15 protein-coding genes are annotated in these 23,864 nt (G+C 49.0%); 3 read left to right on the top strand and 12 right to left on the bottom strand.

Annotated elements, in window-relative coordinates:
• Positions 1–400: 400 nt before the first annotated feature.
• Positions 401–1,333, bottom strand: coding sequence for a malate dehydrogenase (gene mdh / locus Q5L94_RS07900; protein WP_317497894.1), 933 nt, complete (start codon positions 1,331–1,333; stop codon positions 401–403).
• Positions 1,334–1,520: 187 nt separating this feature from the next.
• Here mdh and argR point away from each other — a divergent pair, with 187 nt between their 5' ends.
• Positions 1,521–1,994: a transcriptional regulator ArgR gene (gene argR / locus Q5L94_RS07895; protein ID WP_011233732.1), complete on the top strand. Its 474-nt coding sequence runs from the start codon at positions 1,521–1,523 to the stop codon at positions 1,992–1,994.
• Here the strand turns inward: argR and Q5L94_RS07890 are convergent.
• The gene (locus tag Q5L94_RS07890; RefSeq protein ID WP_317497893.1) at positions 1,970–2,935 is read right to left on the bottom strand and encodes a Dyp-type peroxidase; all 966 of its coding nucleotides are present in this window, start codon (positions 2,933–2,935) and stop codon (positions 1,970–1,972) included. The two genes, argR and Q5L94_RS07890, sit on opposite strands and share 25 nt — an antisense overlap.
• Before the next feature lie 116 nt (positions 2,936–3,051).
• Between Q5L94_RS07890 and Q5L94_RS07885 the strand changes: the two genes are divergently transcribed.
• A complete protein-coding gene (locus tag Q5L94_RS07885) occupies positions 3,052–4,794 on the top strand; it encodes a DUF885 domain-containing protein (RefSeq protein ID WP_317497892.1) in 1,743 nt (580 codons plus the stop codon).
• Between the two features lie 165 nt (positions 4,795–4,959).
• On the opposite strand, the gene Q5L94_RS07880 is transcribed toward Q5L94_RS07885, so the two are convergent.
• The 4 genes from Q5L94_RS07880 to Q5L94_RS07865 all read right to left on the bottom strand — a co-directional run bounded on the left by Q5L94_RS07880 (position 4,960) and on the right by Q5L94_RS07865 (position 12,219).
• The gene (locus tag Q5L94_RS07880; RefSeq protein ID WP_317497891.1) at positions 4,960–5,145 is read right to left on the bottom strand and encodes a hypothetical protein; all 186 of its coding nucleotides are present in this window, start codon (positions 5,143–5,145) and stop codon (positions 4,960–4,962) included.
• 229 nt (positions 5,146–5,374) lie between these two features.
• Complete coding sequence (gene acnB, locus Q5L94_RS07875) at positions 5,375–7,963, bottom strand: bifunctional aconitate hydratase 2/2-methylisocitrate dehydratase (protein ID WP_317497890.1); 2,589 nt, start codon at positions 7,961–7,963, stop codon at positions 5,375–5,377.
• 141 nt (positions 7,964–8,104) lie between these two features.
• Positions 8,105–11,152, bottom strand: a complete 3,048-nt coding sequence (locus Q5L94_RS07870; RefSeq protein ID WP_317497889.1) for an efflux RND transporter permease subunit — start codon at positions 11,150–11,152, stop codon at positions 8,105–8,107.
• Positions 11,152–12,219 carry an efflux RND transporter periplasmic adaptor subunit gene (locus tag Q5L94_RS07865; protein WP_317497888.1) on the bottom strand — a complete coding sequence of 356 codons (1,068 nt, stop codon included), beginning with the start codon at positions 12,217–12,219 and terminating at the stop codon, positions 11,152–11,154. The genes Q5L94_RS07870 and Q5L94_RS07865 overlap by 1 nt, the downstream gene beginning before the upstream one ends.
• Before the next feature lie 106 nt (positions 12,220–12,325).
• Here Q5L94_RS07865 and Q5L94_RS07860 point away from each other — a divergent pair, with 106 nt between their 5' ends.
• A complete protein-coding gene (locus tag Q5L94_RS07860; RefSeq protein ID WP_317497887.1) occupies positions 12,326–13,204 on the top strand; it encodes a LysR family transcriptional regulator in 879 nt (292 codons plus the stop codon).
• 314 nt (positions 13,205–13,518) lie between these two features.
• On the opposite strand, the gene Q5L94_RS07855 is transcribed toward Q5L94_RS07860, so the two are convergent.
• The 6 genes from Q5L94_RS07855 to aceF form a co-directional block, all read right to left on the bottom strand.
• Positions 13,519–16,620, bottom strand: a complete 3,102-nt coding sequence (locus Q5L94_RS07855) for a CusA/CzcA family heavy metal efflux RND transporter (RefSeq protein WP_317497886.1) — start codon at positions 16,618–16,620, stop codon at positions 13,519–13,521.
• A gap of 8 nt (positions 16,621–16,628) precedes the next feature.
• Positions 16,629–17,903 carry an efflux RND transporter periplasmic adaptor subunit gene (locus Q5L94_RS07850; protein WP_317497885.1) on the bottom strand — a complete coding sequence of 425 codons (1,275 nt, stop codon included), beginning with the start codon at positions 17,901–17,903 and terminating at the stop codon, positions 16,629–16,631.
• 40 nt (positions 17,904–17,943) lie between these two features.
• The gene (locus Q5L94_RS07845; RefSeq protein WP_317497884.1) at positions 17,944–18,297 is read right to left on the bottom strand and encodes a hypothetical protein; all 354 of its coding nucleotides are present in this window, start codon (positions 18,295–18,297) and stop codon (positions 17,944–17,946) included.
• Between the two features lie 11 nt (positions 18,298–18,308).
• Positions 18,309–20,378 carry a M13 family metallopeptidase gene (locus Q5L94_RS07840; RefSeq protein WP_317497883.1) on the bottom strand — a complete coding sequence of 690 codons (2,070 nt, stop codon included), beginning with the start codon at positions 20,376–20,378 and terminating at the stop codon, positions 18,309–18,311.
• 134 nt (positions 20,379–20,512) lie between these two features.
• A complete protein-coding gene (gene lpdA, locus Q5L94_RS07835) occupies positions 20,513–21,940 on the bottom strand; it encodes a dihydrolipoyl dehydrogenase (RefSeq protein WP_317497882.1) in 1,428 nt (475 codons plus the stop codon).
• A gap of 111 nt (positions 21,941–22,051) precedes the next feature.
• On the bottom strand, positions 22,052–23,857 hold the full coding sequence (gene aceF / locus Q5L94_RS07830; protein ID WP_317497881.1) for a dihydrolipoyllysine-residue acetyltransferase: 1,806 nt from the start codon (positions 23,855–23,857) through the stop codon (positions 22,052–22,054).
• Between the last annotated feature and the right edge of the window lie 7 nt (positions 23,858–23,864).

Here is a 23,864-nt window from a genome sequence, read left to right as displayed (position 1 = left end):
GCTACACACCTCCGAAACAGAACCTTTCCCGCTTTAGGCATTTCCGATTAGCAATTGCCATCCATGGCCTTCGGCACTCTGCCATAGAAACCTTCAACACTCGTAACGCTTGCAATCCAACAGCCTGCCCCTTTTAAGCATCTTCTAGCCTGATAATTAAAAAACTAACGCTGTGTATCAATTGGAATATTTGAGCGTACGTCTAGCTGGAAAAATATTGGGGTTGGTCAGTATTGGCGAAAAGCCGTTGCAGGGTTATCTGGAGAAAGTGTGCAGCGCCAAGGATGGCGCTGCCCAAGCCTTACAGGGACGTACTTGCAGGCGTCTTTCGGAAGGTAACCTGCAATGGCCAGCCGATGCTGGCCTACCCCAATATTTTCAAGAGCGGAGTGCTGAAAGCTTAGCTGGCGAAGTCGATGCCAGTTTGGATGTCGCCTTTCAGGCCGTCTAGCATGTCGTCCATGCATTTTTGTTCAAATGCACTTAGTTTGCCGTAAGACAGGATTTCTTCGGCGCCGTTTTTGCCTAAGCGTACTGGCTGTGCAAAGAACTTAGCGTTGTCGCCAGGACCTTCTACGTAGGTGCACTCAACAGTGTCCTGACCTTGCAGGCCTTTCAGCAGTGACAAGGCAAAACGTGCTGCTGCCTGACCCATAGAAAGGGTTGCTGAGCCGCCGCCAGCTTTAGCTTCGACAACTTCAGTACCGGCATTCTGGATACGGTGAGTTAAGTCTTTGATTTCTTGTTCAGTGAACTCAACGCCTTCCACCTGAGACAGCAATGGCAGAATAGTTGTACCACTGTGACCGCCAATTACCGGAACTTCTACGTTTTCTGGGTTCAGACCACGCAGTTCGCCTACAAAGGCTTCTGAACGAATAACGTCAAGTGTGGTAACACCGAACAGCTTACGCTTGTCGTAGCAACCCGCTTGCTTCAGTACTTCAGCAGCGATTGGAACGGTGGTGTTTACTGGGTTCGTAATGATACCAACGCAGGCGTCAGGGCAGTTGTCTGCTACGCCCTGTACTAAGTTTTTAACGATGCCTGCGTTCATGTTGAACAGGTCAGAGCGATCCATACCTGGCTTACGTGGTACGCCGGCAGGAATTAATACAATGTCGCTGCCCACTAATGCTGATGCTAAGTCGTCTTTACCGAAGCCTGTTACTTTCACGTCGGTAGGGATATGACTTAAGTCAACCGCCACACCTGGAACTACTGGCGCAACGTCATACAACGACAATTCTGAACCTGCTGGTAATTGGGTTTTCAGAAGCAATGACAATGCCTGGCCGATACCACCGGCCGCACCTAATACGGCTACTTTCATCTCAGACTCCGTTTTTGTTGGTCAATTTAAACTGCTTAAAAATGCAAGATTTGGGGCAAAACTGTACTCTTATATCAGTAAAAATACAACTTTGCCCGATACATATTCAGCACTCGAATAGCGCATCTTTATGCAGTACACTGTCCATAATTATAGCATGGAAACAGCATAGGAATTTGACACTCAAATGGTGCAGGACACGTTACTCGAAGCTTTTAAAACCTTGCTCCGCGAAGAGCGGTACGGCTCGCAGGGAGAAATTGTTAATGCCTTGAAAGCCGAGGGCTTTGATAACATTAGTCAGTCTAAAGTGTCGCGCATGTTGAGTAAGCAAGGAGCGGTTCGTACCCGCAATGCAAAGCAGGAAATGGTTTACTGTTTACCACCTGATTTAGCCGTGCCTTCCACCCGGGCGCCATTAAGCCAGCTTGTACTGGATATTCAGCATAATGATGTAATGGTCATTATTCGCACAAGTCCGGGGGCTGCCCAGTTAATTGCCCGGTTGCTGGATTCCGTCGGTAAAAAAGAAGGCGTGCTAGGCACTATTGCCGGCGACGACACGATTTTTATTGCACCGCTTAAAGTGGCTGATATTGAATTCACTCTGCGAAAAGTACGTGAGCTGTTCGCAAATCAGGCGGTGCTGCCCTCTTCATAGTCCACTATGTCTTCGGCAACTTCTTTGTTCGCTTCCATAAAGCGCATTGAAGGAACAAAAAAACCGGAGCTGGATACGGCTTGTGAGTAATCAAGTAAGGGGTCGTAAGCCCCTTGTTCGTCGGCGTAATAACGGTTCTTTAGCCACTGGACAACCCTTTTAGGCGAATGGCTAAAATACATGGCCAGAAGCCCCTGTTCACGCAAGTCGCCCCACGGCATATTCTGCCGTAATAGTGGGATAGGCTGTTCGCTACTGTCAATTAAACGACTTTTCGCGGCGTGAGTGACACCTTCTATTTTGGCTTCTGATAGACGTTCACCGGATACTTTCTCACGCCCCATTAACTGTTCCTGCTTTTCCGGGCCTAAATAGTCCCAACGACGCAAGTCATGCCGAAACTTCTGCACAAATAAGTAGCTGCCGTCGACAAAGTCGGCGTCGTCCTGTACGTCAACTAACGCGACTTTACGCTTACGCATCCCCCGCGGGTTATCCGGCGCATCGATAAAGCCGGTTAAGTCGCGGCCGTCCAGATAACGGAAGGAACGGATTTGTTCAGCCACTTCAATGTCGTAGCCGAACCATTCCATCAGCGTGCGCCCGGCCAGATAGTTAGCATCGAAACGGTCACAGCGAATTTGTATGACAAGATCATAGGGGTGTCTAGGTGCTTCACGGTCTCCATCGCTAAGCTCAGGGAAAGCCTGCAAGTGCAGCGGTCGCTTATGGGGATAGAGAATATCCCAGTAGTCTGCCCCTATCCCAACAAAGCCTGTTAACATGCCTTCAGAGAAACGGGCGTCAAGATCGCGTAAAATAGCTGGAAAACGAGCTAACTTGCGACGTAAACTTTCTACGTCATCGCTCATGACGTGACAAAACAACGTCAGACCATGCAGATTAGGTTCCGCGTAGACTCCTGACTGAGCTTTATCCACCCTATTCTCCCGTTTAACTGTTATTTTTGTGGGTTCGTTCTATTCGCTTTTACATTAATTAGCGCAAGAGGCATTATAGAATGCCTGTATTCGTTATGACACCGCAAGGAAAAATCATGCGTAATCTGATACTTATTTTTGGTTTGCTGGGCGTTACAGCCTGCACCACCACAGCTGATAACCAAACCCAGCGTAGCAGCACACAACAACAAAGTGCTGCTGCTGAGTTTCATCAACTGGCTGACACTATCTGGGAAAAACTGAATAAGTCCAGCGATACTGAGCTGACCGATATGTCACCGGAAGCGTTAGAAAAACGCTACCAACAACGCTCAAAGTGGCTCGAACAGCTTAACGCCGTTAACCTTAACGCGCTTAGCCGGGATGACCAAATCAACCATGCGATGATCCATTATACGTTAAAAAACAAAGTGGATGAGTATCGTTTTAAAGCACACTACATGCCATTAACGGCAGAAGGAAGCTTCCACAGTTCTTTAGCTTTTATGCCATCGTACACTTCGTTCTCTTCAGCTGAGGACTATCAAAATTACATTGCGAAACTGCGTTCAATTCCACGTTATATGGAACAACAAACGCATTGGTTACGTAAAGCGATAGAGGAAGGTTATACGCAACCAGCCGCTGCTATGGCTGGCTTTGAAGAAAGCATACTGGCCTACATTGTACAAGATGCCGACCAAAGCGTGTATTTCTCGCCATTTTCTGATCAACCGGGCTTTATTAATGACCAGCAGTGGAAGCAGCTAAAAGAAGATGCGTTAACCGCTATTGATCAGCAAGTTATGCCGGCGTATGACGACTACTTTAACTTTATGGTCACAGAGTATCTGCCGAATTCTCGTGAGAGTGTTGGTGCCAGCGAGCTACCAAACGGCGATGCTTTCTACCAGAACAGAATTAAACATTACACCACGCTTGATATGAGCGCTGACGAAATCCATGAAATTGGATTGCAGGAAGTTGCGCGTATTCGCGGCGAGATGCTGGAAGTTATTGAGGAAACCGGTTTTGACGGTAACTTTGACGAGTTTGTCGACTTTTTACGTACAGATGACCAGTTTTACCCGGAAACTGCAGAAGAGTTATTGGAGTATGCCGCCTGGATAGCGAAGAAAATGGACGGTGAACTTCCAAAACTGTTTAAAACCTTACCCCGCCAGCCTTACGGTATAGCACCGGTACCTGCTGAGATCGCCCCCAAATACACAACCGGCCGTTATTCAGGTTCAAGCCGGGATGACCGCGCGGGATTCTACTGGGTAAATACCTACGCGCTGGACCGCCGTCCGCTTTACCAGATGGAAGCCTTAACTCTGCACGAAGCAGTACCGGGACACCATTTACAAAGCGCTATAGCGAACGAACTGAAAGACTTACCGGAATACCGCCAGCAAACTTATATTTCCGCTTTTGGTGAAGGCTGGGGTTTGTACTCTGAGTACCTGGGTCTGGAAGCCGGTTTCTATGAAGACCCTTACAGCAACTTTGGTCGTTTAAGCTACGAAATGTGGCGTGCGGCGCGCTTAGTGGTGGATACCGGTATGCATGCCAAAGGCTGGAGCCGTGAGCGAGCAATGGAGTTTATGGCCAATAATACTGCGTTGTCACTTCATAATGTGAAAACCGAAATTGACCGTTACATTACCTGGCCTGCACAAGCGCTTTCGTACAAGCTGGGCGAACTGACCATTAAGCGTTTGCGTGCAGAAGCCGAGCAACAGCTGGGTAATAAGTTCGATATTCGTGAATTCCACGATGCGGTACTGGAAAACGGCAGCGTACCACTGAAAGTACTCGAGCAGCACATCAACAACTGGATTGCTGAGCAGAAATAACGGCATTGAACCATGAGTGCTGAGGTTACAAGGGCTTTTCCGGAGGAAGCCCGCAAGTACTTCCCTGTAGGGTTTGAGCAGCGCCATCCTTGGCGCTGCACACCTCCTGAAAAGCCCTTATAACCATCGGCGCACTCATTATTCACTGCCTAAATCAGCCTATTTTTAAGGCTCAAACTTCTTTGTTCCAACCTCACACCCTAATCTTTCTTTTGCTTCACTAAGAGACAGCAAGTTCTGGTTTCGGATATCCCGCTCAGCTAGATTCATTAGCTTAAGTGTGGCAATAGCTTCTTCGGCATTTAGTGATGCTGTGTTTTGCTTAATATGATGGATAGTTTTTATCTGCATAATTAACTCCTGCCAGACAAACTAAAGTATAGTCCATTAAGAAACGACCCGAAAATTAGGCACAAAAAAACCGCCGAAGCGGTTTTAGGTAAACTTATATGGGAATGAAAACACATTGTGGCCGGTAACAGGAAGTGTCTGGCGCCATGGATGGCGCCAGCCAAGCCTTACAGGGACGTACTTGCAGGCGTCTTCCTGTTACCGGTCATTATGTTTCCATTCCCCATCATTAAGCCACGTTGATGGTTGGGATGATGTTTTCCTTGGCCGCTTTTTCTGCGTCGCGGAAGGCATCCATCTGGTCGAAGTTCAGATATTTGTAGACTTCGCCAGCCATCGAATTGATGTCCTGTGCGTACTCCATGTATTCTTCCGGAGTTGGCAGGCGACCAACGATAGCACCGACAGCTGCAAGCTCTGCAGAAGTCAGGTAAACGTTTGCGCCATCACCCAGGCGGTTCGGGAAGTTACGAGTTGAGGTAGACAATACCGTTGCGCCTGGTTCTACCCGTGCCTGGTTACCCATACACAGTGAACAGCCCGGCATTTCCGTACGAACGCCGTTACGCTCATAAATGTCATAATAGCCTTCGGCTTCCAGCTGGGTTTTATCCATTTTCGTTGGTGGTGCAATCCACAAACGCGTGTTTAATGGGTCAGAGTTTTTCTCTAACAATTTGCCTGCTGCACGGAAGTGACCAATGTTGGTCATGCACGAACCAATGAAAACTTCATCGACGTTGTCGCCGGCAACTTCGCTGAGGAACTTCGCGTCGTCCGGGTCATTCGGGCAACAGACGATAGGCTCTTTAATCTCGTTCAGGTCAATTTCGATAACCGTTGAGTAGTCAGCGTCTTTATCTGCACGGGTCAGCTGTGGGTTTTCTAACCACTCTTCCATCTTACGGGCACGACGTTCCAGCGTACGCGCATCGCCGTAGCCTTCGTTTATCATCCAGCGCAGCATGGTGATATTAGAACGCAGGTACTCCGCAACAGACTCTTCAGACAAGTCGATAGTACAACCAGCCGCTGAACGTTCTGCAGAAGCGTCAGACAATTCAAAGGCCTGCTCTACAGTTAAGTGATCAAGACCTTCAATTTCTAAGATACGACCTGAGAAAATGTTTTTCTTGCCACGCTTATCAACGGTCAGGTGACCTTCTTTGATAGCAAACGCAGGAATGGCATGAACCAGGTCACGTAAAGTAATACCCGGCTGCATTTCGCCTTTGAAACGGACCAATACAGATTCAGGCATGTCCAGCGGCATAACACCGGTAGCTGCAGCAAAGGCAACCAGACCAGAGCCTGCCGGGAATGAAATACCCAGAGGGAAACGCGTGTGTGAGTCACCACCAGTACCAACAGTATCTGGCAACAACATACGGTTTAACCAGCTGTGGATGATACCGTCGCCAGGACGCAAACTTACGCCGCCACGGTTCATAATGAAGTCAGGTAAGGTGTGCTGAGTTTCAACGTCAACCGGCTTAGGATAAGCGGCGGTGTGACAGAACGACTGCATAACCAGGTCTGAGTTAAAGCCAAGGCATGCCAGGTCTTTTAGCTCGTCACGAGTCATAGGGCCAGTGGTATCCTGAGAGCCTACAGTCGTCATTTTAGGTTCACAGTAAGCCCCCGGGCGAACACCTTCCATGCCACAAGCTTTGCCGACCAGCTTCTGCGCCAGCGAGAAACCTTTACCGCTGTCTGCGGGTTGCTCTGGCTTACGGAATAAGTCTGATGGACCCATGCCCAGAGACTCACGTGCTTTTTCTGTCAGGCCACGGCCGATGATCAGGTTAATACGTCCACCGGCGCGTACTTCATCTAAAATGACACGGGATGCATAATCGTACTCAGCGATAACGTCGCCGGCTTCGTTCTCGATTTTGCCTTCGTATGGGTAAATAGTGATGATATCGCCCATGTTCATTTTTTCGACGTCGGCTTCAAATACCAACGCACCTGCGTCTTTCATGGTATTGAAGAAAATTGGAGCAACTTTAGAGCCAATACAGATACCGCCGGCACGTTTATTTGGTGTACCCGGCATGTCTTCGCCAATATTCCACAGTACTGAGTTGGTCGCAGATTTACGTGAAGAACCGGTACCCACTACGTCGCCAACGAAGGCAACCGGGTGACCTTTCTCTTTTAATTCTTCAATTTGCTTGCCTGCGTCAGTAATGCCTTCGCGTGGCATTTTGTACATCGCTTTGGCGTGCAACGGAATGTCCGGACGAGACCAGGCATCCGGCGCCGGAGAAAGGTCATCGGTATTGGTTTCGCCAGTCACTTTAAAGACGGTAGCTTTAATTGATTTAGGCAGCTCGTCGCTGTTGGTGAACCATTCAGCATTGGCCCAGGATTCAACCACTTCTTTCGCCAGCGCATTACCGGCTTTCATTTTCTCTTCCACGTCGTGGAAAGCGTCGAACATTAAGATGGTTTCTTTCAGCTCTTTTGCCGCCAGTTCAGCCAGCTGAGAGTCATCCAGCAACTCCACCAACGTGACGATGTTGTAACCACCGTGCATGTTGCCCAGCAGTTTTACTGCGTATTCTTTGCTTACAACCGGACTTTCAATTTCGCCCTTAACTACGGCGCTTAAGAAGCCTGCTTTAACATAGGCAGCTTCATCCACACCCGGTGGCACACGCTCGGCCAGCAGCTCAACCAGAAAGTCTTCCTCGCCTGCTGGGGGATTTTTCAGTAACTCCACTAAATCGGCTACTTGCTCTGCGTTTAATGGCTTCGGAGGGATGCCTTCTGCGGCGCGCTCTTCTACGTGCTGACGATATTCTTTAAGCACTGATATTACCTCTCATTTGCTTGCATGAATTCTAGGCGGTTCATTAGTGCGGCGCATTATACGGATATTACTGTTAAATTCCCATGACACGGGGCTATAAAACAGATAATTCAGGGTATAAACAGGGTGAATGCGCCCGAGTTACGGGCGCGGTACTCTTTGCACTATGGCGTACATAACAGGTACGACAAACAAGGTCAGTACGGTAGCAAAGCCCAGGCCGAACATAATGACCGTTGCCATGCTGGCAAAGAAGTCGTCAAACAGCAGCGGTATCATACCCAAAATGGTGGTGGCTGCCGCCATTCCTACCGGACGAACACGACTAACCGCGGCATCACTCAACGCCTGGGTTGCTTCTTTACCTGCGTCCAACTCAGCATTAACCTGCTCCAGCAACACCACACCGTTTTTAATCAGCATGCCGGAAAGGCTGAGAAAGCCAAGTAACGCCATGAAGCCAAACGGTTTGTCCAGCAGCAAGAGTCCCACAGTCACACCAATTATGGAAAGCGGCACAGTCGTCCACAGCACAGCGGCCTGGCGAATGCTGTTAAACAACAGCACGGTAATAATAAACATCACCAAAAAACCAAATGGTAAGGCGTTGAATAAGGCCTTTTCAGCATCGCCTGAAACTTCGTGCTCACCTCCCCAATTGAGCTCATAGCCCAGGGGCAGTTCAATAGCTTCAATTTGCGGTTTCACCCGTTCAAAGACTTGAGCGGCGGTTTCATCACGCAATAAGTCATGGTCAGCCATTACAGTAAGAGTACGCTTTCTGTCTCGCCTCAGTATCAATGGGTCCTCCCACCTAACTCCAATGGAGCGTACGACCTGAGCTAACGGCACAAAGCGATCAAACACCGGACTGTAAATTTGCAGCTCTTGCCAATTATTAAGATCGACTCTCTCTGACTCTGGAGCTCGTTGAATAATAGGCAATAGATCGGTTCCGTCTCGGTATACACCTATCCGACGGCCCACAAAATTGGCACGCAAAAGGTTATTCACATCTTCTTTGGTTATACCGGCTCGGCGCCCGGCGGCTTCATCATACTCCGGCCGTAACAATTTAGTTTGATTTCGCCAGTCTGAACGGATGTTTACTGCACCTTCATCCCGATCTAATAAAGCTTGTGCTTTTTTGCTGAGTTGACGTAACACCTCAATGTCTGGACCTGAGAAGCGAGCTTCTATTTTGGCAGGCGTTGCCGGACCAATTTCAACACGAATCAATTTATCTTCGACATCGGGGTGTTCACTTCGAATTCTTTCCCTGGTGTCACGCATCAACGGTTCCATCGCTTCTTTATCTTCGACCCGAACGAGAAGTTGTGCGTAACTCTCATAACTTTTCTCTACCAGGTAGGTTAAGGTGAAACGCGGAGCGCCGCGCCCTACCGTTGTTGCAACTGAAGTGACTACCGGCTTTTCCAGAAGGTAGTCCTCTAAACGCTTAGAGTCTGCCTCGGTATGGCGAATATCTGTTCCCTGTGGATACCACAAGTCGACATAAAATAACGGCGTTGTCGAAGGTGGAAAAAATGACTGCTTGGCTTGTCCGAACCCAAGCACTGCCGCAACTAATAAAGCCAGCATAACAACCATGCTGATTATTCGATGGCGTAGGCAGGTCGATAAAACGGCTTTGTACCCTTTGTACACCGGGTGAGAAAAGGCATCATTTTTCTCGTCACCAATGTCTTTAGCCGAATATAGGCGGTCTGCCAAAAATGGAATGAGAGTAAGCGCAGTGAACCAACTGAGTAGCAGTGATATTAATAAAACCCAGAACAAGCTCCCCGCAAACTCGCCGGTCGCATCGGATGACAACCCAATAGGTGCAAAAGCAATAATGCCAATGACCGTCGCACCCAGCAAGGGCCACTGGTTTTGTCTTACAACACTGACGGCAGCATCGACTTTGCTTTTGCCCTTACGCATTGCCACCATAATACCATCAGCTATAACAATGGCATTATCGACCAGCATACCAAGGGAAATGATAAGTGCACCTAAGGAAACCCGCTGCAAATTTATGTTGGCTAGGTACATGAAAATAAAAGTACCCAGCACGGTTAGCAACAAAACTGTGCCAATTAAAAGCCCACTGCGGAATCCCATGGTCAGCAACAGCGCGATAATAACGATGGCGACAGCTTCGACTAAGTTCAGCAAAAAGTCGTCAACTGAATTCTCGACCTCATGTGGCTGATCGTAGATGCGATCAACCGACATACCTATTGGTTGTGCATACGACAACTCGTCCAGCCGTTTCTGAATGCGCTGACCCACTTCAACCACATTCACGTTATCGGAAAAAGAAACCGCAACCCAAAGTGCTGCCTGACCATTGTAACGCACTACGTGTGAGGGAATTTCTTTAGCCTCGCGGTAAATTGTCGCAACGTCGCGCAAATAAATACGTTCCTCAGCGCCGGGGTTACTGATAACTAGCTTCGACATGTCCTCAACGTTCGCAAACTCGCCACTAGTGGCAATACGCAAAGCTTCTTCGTTTATTGTTACCCGTCCAGCGTCGGCTACTGCATTCTGTGTCTGCAACAGACCCGCAATACGTTTAGGAGAAATACCCAAATTAGCCAGACGCGTGCGCGACACTTCTACTACAACCTGCTCCTGTTGTTCGCCGGCCAGCTTCACTTTGCCTACACCATCGACCAGTACCAGCTCTCGTCTTAAAAAATCAGCGTAACGCTCAATGTCTTTATAAGAGTAATCGGGGCCCGTTATCGCCATCATTACGCCATAGACATCGCCAAAGTCGTCTCGGACAATGGGTTCACCTGTACCTGGTGGTAACTGGTTTTTTACATCGTTAATTTTACGACGCAGTTCATCCCATATCTGATCGAGCTGTTCTGTACGATAAATACTCTTCATCTCAACCGTTATTTGCGACAATCCGGGCTTGGAAATAGAGCGCACGTTGTCGACGTAACTCAATTCTTGTATCGCGTCCTCCAGCCGATAGGTGACTTCTTCCTCTACTTGCTGCGCTGAAGCTCCGGAATAAGGCGTAATGACCATTGCCTGTTTTATGGTGAATTTGGGGTCTTCAAGGCGACCAAGCTGAGTCAGGGCAATTAACCCACCTATCAGCAAGATGAGAAACAACATCCAGCTAGTGGTTTTTCGCTCCATACTGTATTGAGCTATATTCATCACAGACCCCGTTCGCGTTGCCATTCACGAACTTGCTGGTTTTCTTCCAGCTGATGAACACCGGCTGTTACAATTTTTTCGCCGGGCTTCAGTCCATTCAGGAGTGTCAGGCCTTCGTTTGTCATTGGTCCAATAACCACCTTGCGCTTTTGTACGCGCATGTTGTCGTCAACCACCCAAACATAAGCCACATCATCAGTGTCCGTGAACACCGCTTTTGAAGGAACAACCATACCAATGTTTGATGAGCGTAAGACTTCATTTATATCCACAATGACTGTTGCCGTCATACCAGGCAATAAATTGATATCCTCAGGCTTTGGTAAGGTAAAGATCACTTCATAGGCATTTGTCGCCCTATCTGATTGCGAGTTCCACTCCTTTAAATGAGCTGGATAAGTGCTGTCAGGAGCCGCATCAAAGCGAACTTCTGGTTGATAGTCGGCTTGCCTTTTTACTTTGGCAAAGATGTTTTCGGGCACATTAATACTGATATCCAGAGCATTGCTTATCTGTAAGACAACGATGGGTTGCTTTGGCTGAATATTTTCATAATTCTCAACGGCCAATTTAGCGATAACACCATCAAAAGGTGCCGTTAACTTGGTGTAGCGCAAATTTGCTTTGGCGGTTTCGTAATTTGATTTTGCAACGGCTAGCTGCGATTCAATTTGATCGAACTGTCCCTCTGACATAACCCCTTGATTCACCAAAACCTTATTGCGTTCGTACTGCGATAATGCCAGTTCATATTGAGCTTTTGCCTGGTTTACCGCCAGTTGGTAATCGGTCGGATCGAGACGAGCAATTAAATCCCCCTTTTTTACCTCCGTGCCTGGCCGCCCCGGTAGTTCAATGATCTCGCCTGCTACCCGAAAAGTCAGCTGGGCCACTTTGGCCGCCTCGACCACCGCCGGAAATTCACGTAACCGCGGACCGTCAGCTTCAGTCACTTGCATGAGCCGCGCCGGGCGCGCTTGTTGAGTATCATTAACTTGTGCTTGTTCACTGCACGCCGCCATAACAACAGCGACCAGAGCGATAGAAAAAGGTTTCAGCCAGCGCATGAATTTTGGTCCGATATTTTCAGGGAAATTTAATTGGAATAAGTTTACCGTAAGTACAGTTACAGTTATATTGAATTAAAATTAAAAAGACAATCATAAAAACTTAATGAATTTATCTCACCTAAAAATGATGATCACCGTAGCTCATCTCGGCAGTCTGCAAAAAACAGCCGAGCAGCTCAACCGCACACAGTCTGCGGTGAGCATGGCGTTGAAAAAACTGGAAGAAAACGCAGGGTTTGCTTTGTTTAACCGTGCCGGTTACCGCTTAGAGCTTACCGAGCAGGGACGACATTTTTTACGCCAGGCAGAAGAAGTTGTGCGCCAGCAGCAACGTCTGCAGTCGCTGGCGGAAAAACTGAAGCACGGTGCCGAGCCCCTGCTGACGCTATGTTATGACCATACCTGTGACAGCAAACTCTGGATACCCAGTATTCAGCACATTCAACAACAATACCCAGCGACCGAACTGCACGTAGACGGCGAGTCGCAAATGCGGGCACTAAAACGTATCGATAACGGCAGCGCCGACTTAGCTTTGTGCCCCTGGCTACCCCTATTTCGCCAGTACGGTGACTTTGAAACTCTACCGGTGGCACCGTTTGAATTAACGGTGGTGATGTCATCCACGCTGATGAAAGAATTTGGCCGTGAGCCACAAAGCCGCCAAGATTTATTAGAGCTACCTATGCTGGTACCGCAGGATCTAGAGATAGGCATTAACCTGGACGCCGTGCTGCGTTTGCCTAGTCAGCAGCGCATAAGGGTAAATGAAGTGAATACGCAATTTGAATTGCTTGTCGCCGGTTTTGGCTGGGGCATTGTTCCCAGACACATTGCTCTGGAAGCTCTTGAGCAGGGCAAGTTGGTTGAGCTCAGCATTCCCGGATTCGTCCAGAAAGTGCGCCTGGAAATTCATTTGGTGCGCTCCGCAAACAGAACGCTGGGCCCGGCGGCTAATGCCATCTGGGAAAGTTTCGCCTGACATTTCATTTGGGGGAATTGCGCGCGTGACGATCACAGCACGTAGCCTGACACTTATGTCAGGTCGTAGCCTGATGTTCACATCAGGTGGGGTGCTTGGCGGGAAGCGAAATGCAAAATTGCGTCAGGTGCGGTGGCAGATAGTGGGCGCGCCCGACGGTTGCGGCGAGCTATTGAAGAGGTGTGCAGCGCCATGGATGGCGCTGCCCAAACCCTACAGGGATGTATTTACGGGCGCCCTCCTCAATGGTTCCTGCAACCTCCAGCGCTCGCTATATTCCACCTCACCTGACGTGAAAGTCAGCCTACGCACCATTATTTCCGAGCGAGATAGAACACGGCTGGGATCACCAGCATGGAAATTAGCGGAGCTAATACCATACCGCCCACCATGGGAGCGGCGATGCGCTGCATGACTTCGTTACCGACACCGCCGCCCAGCATTATCGGCAGCAGGCCGACGATAATGGTCAGCACGGTCATGGCTTTGGGTCGTACCCGCAACAACGCGCCTTCTTCTACTGCCGCTTTCAACTGACCTTTGTCGTATGCCACAGCTTTCCAGGCATTGTTTAAATACAACAACATGACCACGCCGAATTCCGCGGCAACACCGGCAAGAGCTATCATGCCGACAATAACCGCCAATGACAGGTTGTAATCCAGCAGATAAATCAGCCATAAGCTACCGGTTAATGCCAAGGGTAAGGTACCAATCACCAGTAATGCCTGCGGTAGCGAGCGGAAAGTCATGTACAGCAACAACAAAATAACCAACAGCGTCAGCGGAATGATCTCTTTTAAGTCACTTTCCACCTGCTGCATGGCTTTGTATTGCCCGGTCCAGCTCCAGTTATAACCTACCGGTATTTCCATTTTAGCCATAGCACCGCTGACTTGATTAATGTAGTCGCCGACCGTGATGCCTTTCGCTGGTTCAATAAAGATCCAGCTGCTTAAGCGGGCGTCTTCGCTTTTCAGCATAGCTGGGCCCTGAGTCACCTGAATGTCAGCAACATCCGATAACGTCAGCCATTGTCCGGAGGCCGATTTTACCGGCAGAGTTTTTAGCTTCTCGATATGGTCGCGTTGCTCCCGGGGATAACGCAGATTAATAGGAAAACGCTCATTGCCCTGCACCGATGTCGCAATATTGGCTCCACCAATGGCGTACTGAATATGATCGTGAATGTCGCTTTGGCTAATGCCGTAACGGGCCGCTTCACGCAGTTTCGGCTCCACTTCGATATAACGTCCACCACCAGAGCGTTCTGCGATGACCGAGCCTGTCGCTTCTTGTTCAGAAAGCGTCTCTTCAATACGGGTAGCCAGCGTTTCTATTTCACGAAAGTCACTACCGCTGACTTTAATAGCCAGCGGGGTTTTAACACCGGTTGCCAGCATCTCAATGCGAGTACGAATGGGCTGAACCCAGGCGTTGGTCACGCCGGGTATCTGCACCCGTTCATCCAACTCAGCGATAATGTCGTCCACTGTTACTCCCTCACGCCATTCGCTTTCGGGTTTGAGGGTAATGCTGGTTTCTATCATCGTCATTGGTGCCGGATCGGTAGCAGTGTCAGCACGACCGACTTTACCAAACACACGCTCAACCTCGGGCTGCTCTGCAATGAGTTTATCGGTTTGCTGTAACAACTCACCGGCGCTTTCAACACTGATACCCGGCAGTGTGGTCGGCATGTACATGAGGTCACCCTCATGCAGCGGCGGCATCAGCTCGTAATTGAGCTCTTTATACGGGTGCCAGGCAGAAGCTGTGATTAGAAGGGCCAGCACAATAATGGTTTTAGGGAACTTAAGTGTAAAAGCCAGCAGTGGACGGTAAAGGGCAATTAAGCCGCGCGACAACCAGTTCTTTTCTTCGGCGGGTATTTTGCCTCGCACCAACAACGCAATAAGTACCGGTATCAGCGTTACCGCAATAATCGCGGCGGCGGCCATTGCCAGAGTTTTGGTATAGGCTAAGGGTTCGAACAGACGCCCTTGCTGGCCTTGCAGCACAAACACCGGAACAAAACTGACAGTAATGACCAACAACGAGAAGAATAGGGATGGGCCCACTTCACGACAGGCCTCATTAACGATTTTCAGCCGCGCAGAGCCTTTAGCGACTATCTGATGCCGTTCCTGATAGTTCTGCAGATGCTTATGGGTGTTTTCGATCATGACAATGGCGGCATCCACCAGCGCGCCAATGGCAATGGCGATCCCCCCCAGGCTCATAATGTTGGCGCTGATACCCAGCATGTTCATTACCCAGACAGCGAACAGGACTGATAGCGGCAAACTGATAATGGCCACCACCGCTGAGCGTGCGTGCCAGAGAAACAAAATGCACACCACAGCAACAAAAAACATTTCTTCTATCAGCTTGGTTGTGAGGTTGTCTGTCGATGCCTGAATCAGGCTTGAACGGTCATAGGTCGGAACTACCTTAACGCCCTCGGGCAGGCCTTGCTTCAACTCTTCCAGTTTGTCTTTAACTGCGGCAATGGTTTGTAGGGCATTTTCGCCATGACGCATGACCACAATACCACCCACGACTTCGCCGTCGCCATTGAGCTCGGTAATACCACGACGTACCTGGGGTCCAATACGAATATCCGCCACTTCCTCCAACAACACAGTACCCTGCTGCTCTGAGGTGAGCGGCAAGGGAATTTTGCGAATGTCTTCGACACTTTTCAAATACCCCAGGCCGCGCACCATGTATTCAGCTTCGCCCATTTCAACCACAGAGCCGCCCACTTCGTTATTGGCCTGCTGAATGCTTTGCTTTACCTGATTCAGGGTAAGGTTATAACGATGCAAGGCTTCCGGCTGCAGCACCACTTGGTAGGTTTCAACCATACCGCCGACGGTGGCAATTTCTGCTACCCCCTGCACACTTTGCAGTTCCTGTTTTAAAAACCAGTTTTGCAGGCGGGTTAGCTCGCCCAGGTTGAGCTGGTTGGTTTCGTCGACCAATGCGTATTGATACACCCAGCCAATACCGGATGCATCGGGGCCTAACTCCGGCCGAACCTGGTCCGGTAGCTGGCTTTGTGCTTGATCCAGGTACTCGTTCACACGGCTTCTGGCCCAGTAAGGGTCGGTACCGTCTTCAAAAATAACGTAAACGTAGGAGTCGCCGAAGAACGAGAAACCGCGTACGGAGGTGGCTTTAGGTACGGACAGCATCACACTCGAAAGCGGATACGTCACCTGCTCTTCCACTACCGCCGGCGCTTGTCCCGGGTAATTGGTTTTGACGATAACCTGAACTTCCGACAAGTCCGGTATTGCGTCCAGTTTGGTCTGCTGCAGCGACTGCCAGGCCCAGAAAGCCAGACCCAAGAACAGCAGTAACACCATCCACGAGTTGCGTATGGAGGTTTCGATGATACGAGCTAACATAAAACCTCCTAGTGGTTATGTTGTGGCGCAGGAGCGTCGTCGCGGCTATTCAGTCCAAGCCCTTGCAAGCTGGCCTCGGAATCCAAAAGGAACTGACCCGAAGTCACCACTGACTCACCTTCCTGCAGACCTTCTTCAATGGCAATTTCGTTACCAACCCTGAGACCGGTAGTTACTTCACGCACTTCAAATTCGCGCTCACCGAATTTAACCACCACACGATTATTCATGCCTGTAACAATTAAGCTGGCAACCGGCACAACCACAGTGTCTTTTACTGGCTTTAGTTCAATATGCGCCGTTGCCCATAAACCTTCGCGTAGCCGGTCAATGGAGTCGTTAACCGGAATGCGTACTTTGATGGTCTGGGTTACCGGGTCAACTTGTGGATAAATGTAGTCAATGGTGTTCATCCATTGGCCGCCGGGAAAGTGCTCAGAAGAAATATGTGCCATTTGCCCGGTTTTTAACTGTTTGCTGTAACGCGCCGGGACATCGGCAAAGAACCACAGCTGATTGTCCTGAGTCAGGGTCAGTAATTTTAGACCGGGTGAAACGTACATGCCTTCCTGAATATCCAGGCTGGTAATATAACCGGACTCAGGTGCGTAATAGTCCACCACATATTCGGTTTCGCCACCTTGCTCCAGCGCTTTAATCTGTGCTTCAGTCATGCCTAGCAACCTCAGACGCTGCTGCCCGCGGCGTTTAAAGCTTTGCTGACGGTCACCGTTGCGGATATCTGAGAGTGAATCAAGTAACTGCAGGTAGTCGTCCTGTGCCACAACCAAGTCCGGTGCGTACAGACTGTAGAGTTTGTCGCCCTTCTCCACCCACTGACCTTCAACGTCGGCGTGCAGTTCTTCTACCCAGCCTTCTGCACGACTATGGATATGCCGCTGCGCAGATTCCTGCCAGCGCACCTGAGCCTGCGCCATGAGTTGCGGCTGTAAGTCTTTGCGAACTGCTTTTGCGGTGGTTACCCGAATGGCCTGCTGACTCGACTCTGACACGGTGAAGCTTTTTTCACTTTTGGCCTCACTCTCATTAGCCTCGCCCTTTTCATCATGCCCGGCGTGGTCCTGTTTAGGCTCTTTCTTAACCAGATCCATACCGCAAATTGGGCAGGTTCCCGGCTCGTCACGAACCACCTGGCTGTGCATAGGGCAGACGTATTCGGTGCTCTGCTCGAACGGATTTTGATTTTCTGAATGATTATGATTGTGTTCCTGAGCCAAAGTTAGCAATGGGATCAGGATGAATATAGCTATCCAATAACGCATGGTATTTCCTCGAAAACGGTTTAAGACGTAAAAACTGGGCTTAAACTGCGTGTTTCGGCGGACGTATCAGCGTGTCAGTAATAACCGGAAGATTTGAATAAAGGGGGTCGGCAGCGTGCGTGGATTCCGCCGGCGAAAGTTGTTTAAACGGATTTATCAACGCAAGTTGACCGGCACAATGTTGTTCGCACTGCTGGCAAAAAGAGCTTTCGCTGTCGCAGTTCGACTGTTCCATCGACCTATCGGACTCATCACAGCAGTCATGCTGTGGCATATCATGAGGTAGTGAAGCACTAACGGTGTCTGACATCGGCATAGCATGAACTGCTGGTGAAGAGTAACTCCCCACCAGCAATGCTGTAACCAATATCCAGATGACCGTTAGTGTTTTCATAGCCCGCTATACTACCAGATAGTAACGCGGTTTTCAGGTGCAACGTACAATTCGTCACCTTCTTCAACATCAAAGGCTTCGTAAAACGCCGGAACGTTCACAACGGTACCGTTGACTCGATACACCGCTGGTGAATGCGGGTCACTCATAACCTGCTCGCGAATCGCGTCTTCGCGATACTTGCCACGCCATACCTGAGCCCAGCCAATAAATACGCGCTGTTCACCGGTAAAGCCATCAAGAACTGGCGCTTCTTCGCCGTCTAATGACATTTTGTACGCTTCGTACGCAATTGTCAGGCCGGCTAAATCGCCAATATTTTCGCCCAGAGTCAGGTCGCCGTTAACGTTAAGGCCGTCGATAGGTTCGTACTCGCTGTACTGTGCAGACAATTGCTGAGTCCGTTCCTCGAACGCTTTTTTATCCGCATCGGTCCACCAGCTTTGCAGGTTACCGTCGCCATCGTATTTAGCACCCTGGTCATCAAAACCGTGTCCCATTTCGTGACCGATTACCGCACCGATACCACCGTAGTTAACCGCCATTTCGGCGTCCATATCAAAGAATGGAGGCTGCAGAATGCCGGCCGGGAATACGATTTCGTTACGTACTGGGCTGTAGTAAGCGTTGACGGTTTGCGGCGTCATTCCCCAGTCTTCTTCATCAACAGGACCGCCAATTTTGGCAATTTCTTCCTGATAATTGAACTCAGCGTAAGCTTTGTAGTTAGCAACTAAGTCAGTTGACGAAATTTCCAGTTCGCTGTAGTCACGCCACTTGCTTGGATAGCCTACTTTCGGATCAAACTTTTCCAGCTTCTCTAAGGCTTTTTCTTTGGTTTCGTCCGTCATCCATTCCAGGTTGCGAATAGATTGACCGTAAGCATCACGCAGGTTTTCAATCAAACCTTCCATTTTCTCTTTCGCTTCTGGCGGAAAGTACTCTTTAACGTAAACCTGACCCAGCACTTCACCTAATACGCTATTGGTTGCGTCTACTGCACGTTTCCAGCGAGGTTCCTGCTCTGGCGTACCACGTAAGGTTTTTCCATAAAATTCAAAACGACGCTGGCTGATGTCTTCGCTCAGCGCAGAAGCGTACTCGTTCACCAGACGGAAACTTAAATAGTCTTTCCAGGCCTGTAAATCAACGTCGTTAAATAATTCACCAAACTCTTCAAAGTAAGATGGCTGACGAATTACCATTTCTTCAACGTCAGATAAGTCGGACGTATCAATGAAACGTTTGAAATCAAAGTCTGCCAACATGTCAGCAACTTCATCGGCTGATTTTTTATTATAGGTTTTATTCGCATCGCGGCTTTCTACGCGGCTCCACTGAATATCAGCCAACTGAGTCTCTAATTTAAGAATACGCTCCGCGGCGTCATCGGCATTTTCAACGCCGACCATTGTCAGAATGTCCTCGGCGTATTCCTGGTAAGCGTCACGAAACTCTTCAAATTTTTCGTCGTCTTTCAGGTAATAATCGCGGTCCGGCAGACCAAGGCCTGACTGTGAAACATACATCGCGTTAATTTGTGGGTCTTTTGCATCCGGGTAGACATAAAAGCCAAATGGAATTGAAACGCCACCACGGAACATGCGTGCCATATGTTCGGCAACTGAGTCATAGTCTTCCAGTGCCTGAATAGCGTCTAAGTCGCTCGCAATTGGCTTTGCGCCCAGCTCGTTAAGCGTTTCAACATCCATATAAGCGTTGAAGAAGTCGCCAATTTTACGCTCGTTTGTGCCTGGTTCAGGGTTGGAAGAGGCAGCTGATTCAATGATGTCGCGTAAGCGCTTCTGATTTTGTTCACGCAAATCGAAAAACGAACCTACCGATGAACGGTCAGAAGGAATTTCTGTTTTATCAATCCAGGTACCGTTTACATAACGGAATAAGTCGTTCTGCGGTTTAACGCTGTGATCAAAGTTCTCAAGTACAACGCCCGAGCTCAGTTCTTGTTTTGCTTCTTCGGCTTGCTGGGTTTGTTTTTTTGACTCTTCCTGTTGCGGAGAACAGGCGCCCAGAGTTAATGCCATAGATACGCCAAGCGCTACAGCGGTTAATTTTTTCATCGGTTATTACCCTTTCTTTAGTGTTCGTTATTTTAACCCCACTAAACTAGCGCATTGTGAAATTCAGCGCAAAAAAAACGGCTGCATTCGCGATGAATGCAGCCGTTTTACCGATGATTTATCGTAACAAAATGTTACTTCTTCTTTTTCGCCTTAGGATTCGGCATATCGGTAATTGAACCTTCATGAAGTTCTGCGGCTAAGCCAACAGATTCATGCAAGGTTGGGTGTGCGTGGACCGTCAGCGCGATGTCTTCTGCATCACAGCCCATTTCAATGGCAAGGCAAACTTCACCCAGCAATTCACCGGCGTTAGTACCACACATGGCACCACCGATAATGCGATTGCTCTTATCAAAGATAAGCTTGGTCATGCCTTGCTGTGCGTTTGACGCAATAGCGCGGCCCGAAGCTGACCAGGGGAAAGTCACTGCATCGTATTCGATGCCCTGTTCTTTCGCTTCTTTCTCAGTAACACCGGCCCATGCAACTTCTGGATTGGTGTACATGATAGAAGGAATCACTTTCGGTTCGAAGAAGTGCTTCTTACCAGAGATGACTTCTGCCGCCACATGCGATTCATGTACCGCTTTGTGCGCCAGCATAGGCTGACCGACGACATCGCCAATAGCGAAAATGTGGTCTACGTTAGTGCGCATCTGGCTGTCCACTTTGATAAAGCCACGGTCGTCAACGTTCACGCCGGCTTTGTCGGCGTCAATCTTATTACCATTTGGTGCACGGCCTACAGCTACCAGAACCGCGTCGTATTTGACCGGATCTTTTGGCGCTTTATCACCTTCAAAGGTGACGTAAACACCGTCTTTTTTCGCTTCAACGTTGGTTGCTTTAGTGCTTAACATCACGTTTTCAAAGCGGCCTTTGATCTGTTTGTTGAAGTTTTTAATGATGTCAGCGTCAGCTGGCGGTACTAACTGATCGGTCATCTCAACGACATCAACTTTAGATCCCAGAGAGGCGTATACCTGGCCCATCTCCAGAGCGATGATACCACCACCTAATAACAACATTTTCTCAGGAATTTCTTTCAGTTCCAGTGCGTCGGTGGAATCCCATACGCGGTCGTCGTCATGTGGAATGAACGGCAATTTAATGGCTTGAGAACCTGCAGCGATAATAGCGTTATCAAATTTAACTTCGGTTTCGCCGTCGTCGCCTTCAACTTTAATGGTGTTGCTGCCGGTAAATTTGCCGTAACCGTTAACCACTTTTACCTTGCGCATTTTTGACATCTGGCCAAGGCCACCGGTTAACTGGCCAACCACTTTTTCTTTGTGTTTGCGCAGTTTATCCAGGTCAATTTTTGGCTCGCCAAACTCAATACCTTCTTCCGCCAAGTGCTGAGCTTCTTCAATGTGCTTGGTCATATGCAGCAATGCTTTTGACGGAATACAGCCAACGTTCAGGCAAACACCGCCTAAGGTGCTGTAACGCTCAATCAAAACAACGTCCAGACCCAAGTCAGCCGCACGGAAAGCTGCTGAATATCCGCCCGGGCCCGAACCTAACACCACTACCTGTGTTGTAATTTTGTCGCTCATGTTAACCCCTTTTTTGTCACAGCCAGTTGAGCCACCGGCTGCGCTCAGTCAACGCTAAATGTGACGCTATTGTAGCGCGAATTTTTTCGTATTTCCTACCCCAATTGGTGCTTAAAGCACCAATTTGCGGATATCTCCCAGTACACCACTTAAATAGGCGGTGAAACGCGCGGCCTCAGCACCATCAATGACACGGTGATCATAGGACAGCGACAATGGCAGAGTCAGGCGTGGTTCAAACTCTTTGCCGTTCCATTTCGGTTTCATCTCGTTACGAGAGACCCCAAGAATGGCAACGTCGGGAGCATTCACGATAGGTGTAAAGGCTGTACCGCCAATACCACCCAAGCTGGAAATTGAGAAGCACCCGCCTTGCATATCGGTTGCTTTCAACTTACCGTCACGCGCTTTCGAGCTAATTTCCACCAGCTCTTCCGAGAGTTCGTAAATGCCTTTTTTGTCGACATCACGAATAACCGGAACCACCAGACCATTTGGCGTATCAACCGCCACGCCAATGTTCACGTACTTTTTCATGTACAGTGACTCACCGGATTCTGACAAAGACGAATTAAAGGTCGGGAACTCTCGCAGGCCTTTGGCACACGCTTTCAAAATAAACACTAACGGCGTTATCTTGAAACCCAAATCTTTCTTCTTAGCTACTTCGTTTTCTGACTTACGGAAGTTTTCCAGCTCAGTTATGTCGGCCTCATCGAACTGCGTTACGTGAGGGATAGTCACCCAGTTACGGTGTAAGTTAGGTCCAGATTTACGCTGAATGCGCGACAACTGAACTTCTTCCACTTCACCGAACTTGCTGAAGTCGACCTTCGGCGGATCAATTACCTGCAATCCACCGCCGCCCTGGCCAGTTGCGCCCGCAACGGCTTTCGGACGAGAGAGCTCGTATTTAACGAAATCTTGTACGTCTTCTTTCAGTATACGGTCTTTAGGACCTGAACCTTTAACTTGCGATAAGTCGACACCAAACTCACGCGCGACACGGCGTACCGCAGGCGACGCATGAAGAACACCTTCTTTACGGTCGCTACGCTGGCTTGGGTGATCAGGCACCGGAGGCTGGCGTTCACTGCTTGGCTTAACGCTGCTGCCACTGTCTTTCTCTTTGTCTTTTTTCTGGTCTTTGTCGTCAGACTTTTTATCCGACTTATCTGATTCTTTACCGGAGTCTTCACCAGATTCTGATTTCTCTTCTTTCGCTGAGTCTTCCTCTTCAGCTTCAGAGTCATCAGCGCCACCAGAAACTTTCAGCTTGGCAATAACCGAGCCCTGCGACACCTTGTCGCCGACTTCAACCAGCATTTCTTCAATTTCACCGTCTTCCGGGCAAGGCACATCCATGGTGGCCTTATCGGTTTCTAGTGTAATTAAACCGTCTTCAGCAGACACTGAATCGCCTTTGGACACCAGAATTTCGATGATTTCAACATCTTCTTCATCACCAATATCCGGCACTTCCACGTCTATGACTTTGCTGCTACCACCAGAAGATTTTTTCTCAGATTCAGAGTCTTTGTCTTTCTCCTCTTCCTCTTTCTCTTCCGATTCTTCAGCCTCGTCATCGGCTTCTTTATCGTCGCTTTCTTCCTCGTCGGCTTTATCGCTGGCTTCTTCAGAGTCTTCACTGTCAGAGTCATCCGACTCTTCCGAGTCACCGGAAGCTTCGATCATAGCCAGCACGTCGCCTTCACTGATGGTATCGCCAACTTTTACTTTCAGCTCGGTAATTTTACCGCCTGAAGATGCCGGAATATCCATGGAAGCTTTGTCACTTTCGACAGTGACGATACCGTCTTCCTGCTCAACGGTATCGCCTTCACTGACCAAAATTTCAATAACTTCTACTTCTTCGCCGCCCACGTCGGGGACTTTGAGTTCGATTTGATCGGCCATCTCAGTA

It is taken from the genome of Idiomarina sp. Sol25 (assembly GCF_033052775.1).
Taxonomy (GTDB): domain Bacteria; phylum Pseudomonadota; class Gammaproteobacteria; order Enterobacterales; family Alteromonadaceae; genus Idiomarina.
The sequence above is the reverse complement of the archived record's forward strand: the minus strand, read 5'-3'. Positions and strand labels throughout refer to the sequence as shown.

What these genes read in the sequence shown, in the direction of transcription:
- Q5L94_RS07850 (WP_317497885.1), bottom strand. Translation starts at nt 17,903, where the DNA reads ATGCGTTATTGGATAGCTATATTCATCCTGATCCCATTGCTAACTTTG.
- lpdA (WP_317497882.1), bottom strand. Translation starts at nt 21,940, where the DNA reads ATGAGCGACAAAATTACAACACAGGTAGTGGTGTTAGGTTCGGGCCCG.
- Q5L94_RS07865 (WP_317497888.1), bottom strand. Translation starts at nt 12,219, where the DNA reads ATGCGCTGGCTGAAACCTTTTTCTATCGCTCTGGTCGCTGTTGTTATG.
- aceF (WP_317497881.1), bottom strand. Translation starts at nt 23,857, where the DNA reads ATGGCCGATCAAATCGAACTCAAAGTCCCCGACGTGGGCGGCGAAGAA.
- Q5L94_RS07870 (WP_317497889.1), bottom strand. Translation starts at nt 11,152, where the DNA reads ATGAATATAGCTCAATACAGTATGGAGCGAAAAACCACTAGCTGGATG.
- Q5L94_RS07855 (WP_317497886.1), bottom strand. Translation starts at nt 16,620, where the DNA reads ATGTTAGCTCGTATCATCGAAACCTCCATACGCAACTCGTGGATGGTG.
- Q5L94_RS07840 (WP_317497883.1), bottom strand. Translation starts at nt 20,378, where the DNA reads ATGAAAAAATTAACCGCTGTAGCGCTTGGCGTATCTATGGCATTAACT.
- Q5L94_RS07885 (WP_317497892.1), top strand. Translation starts at nt 3,052, where the DNA reads ATGCGTAATCTGATACTTATTTTTGGTTTGCTGGGCGTTACAGCCTGC.
- Q5L94_RS07880 (WP_317497891.1), bottom strand. Translation starts at nt 5,145, where the DNA reads ATGCAGATAAAAACTATCCATCATATTAAGCAAAACACAGCATCACTA.
- argR (WP_011233732.1), top strand. Translation starts at nt 1,521, where the DNA reads ATGGTGCAGGACACGTTACTCGAAGCTTTTAAAACCTTGCTCCGCGAA.
- Q5L94_RS07860 (WP_317497887.1), top strand. Translation starts at nt 12,326, where the DNA reads ATGAATTTATCTCACCTAAAAATGATGATCACCGTAGCTCATCTCGGC.
- Q5L94_RS07845 (WP_317497884.1), bottom strand. Translation starts at nt 18,297, where the DNA reads ATGAAAACACTAACGGTCATCTGGATATTGGTTACAGCATTGCTGGTG.
- mdh (WP_317497894.1), bottom strand. Translation starts at nt 1,333, where the DNA reads ATGAAAGTAGCCGTATTAGGTGCGGCCGGTGGTATCGGCCAGGCATTG.